This is a genomic window from Rappaport israeli (assembly GCF_001888055.1).
Lineage (GTDB): Bacteria > Pseudomonadota > Gammaproteobacteria > Cardiobacteriales > Cardiobacteriaceae > Rappaport > Rappaport israeli.
The window spans coordinates 1-535 of the sequence record NZ_LXHZ01000043.1 but is presented as its reverse complement, the minus strand read 5'-3'; the positions used below and the strand labels follow the sequence as shown (position 1 = coordinate 535).

Annotated in this window: 3 pseudogenes; 2 read left to right on the top strand and 1 reads right to left on the bottom strand. The window is 41.5% G+C overall.

Annotated elements, in window-relative coordinates:
• Positions 1-18 precede the first annotated feature (18 nt).
• A pseudogene (locus tag A5N84_RS13590) lies at positions 19-292 on the top strand (transposase); the annotation flags it as partial.
• Between the two features lie 7 nt (positions 293-299).
• Here the strand turns inward: A5N84_RS13590 and A5N84_RS13685 are convergent.
• Positions 300-418: pseudogene (locus A5N84_RS13685) on the bottom strand (IS30 family transposase); the annotation flags it as partial.
• Here A5N84_RS13685 and A5N84_RS12975 point away from each other — a divergent pair.
• A pseudogene (locus tag A5N84_RS12975) lies at positions 404-535 on the top strand (transposase); the annotation flags it as partial. The pseudogenes A5N84_RS13685 and A5N84_RS12975 overlap by 15 nt on opposite strands.

The following is a 535-nucleotide window of genomic DNA, read 5'->3' as shown; positions in this document are numbered from 1 at the left end:
TAAATTAAAACCATTTGGAAAACAGCATTCCCCACCATGCCAAGCTACAATCGATTTATCGAATTAGCACAACGTGCATTACCTGCTATGTTGGTTTTTCTCAGTACTCAAATGGGGAAATGTACAGGCATCAGTATCGTGGATTCCACCATCTTATCTGTTTGCCACAATCGTCGAATTCATAGGCATAAAGTGTTTAAAAATATTGCTCAACGTGGCAAAAGCAGCATGGCTTGGTTCTATGGATTCAAACTTCATGCAGTGTTTAATCATGTAGGAGAGCTAGTCAATTTCTGCCTATAGTCGAAGAATTGAAAAAGTATTACGGCGTTGGCTCGCCTTGCCGTACTATCTGTACTGTCTGCGGCTCGCCGCCTTGTACTACTTTTTCACTTCTCCGACTATAACGCCAGGCAATGTTGATGACCGTAAAGGCTTACGACAAATGGCAAACAAACTGTTTGGATTGTTGGTTGGGGATAGAGGCTATATCAGCAAAGAGTTAAGCGATTGCTTAGAAAAGAGATATAGTACC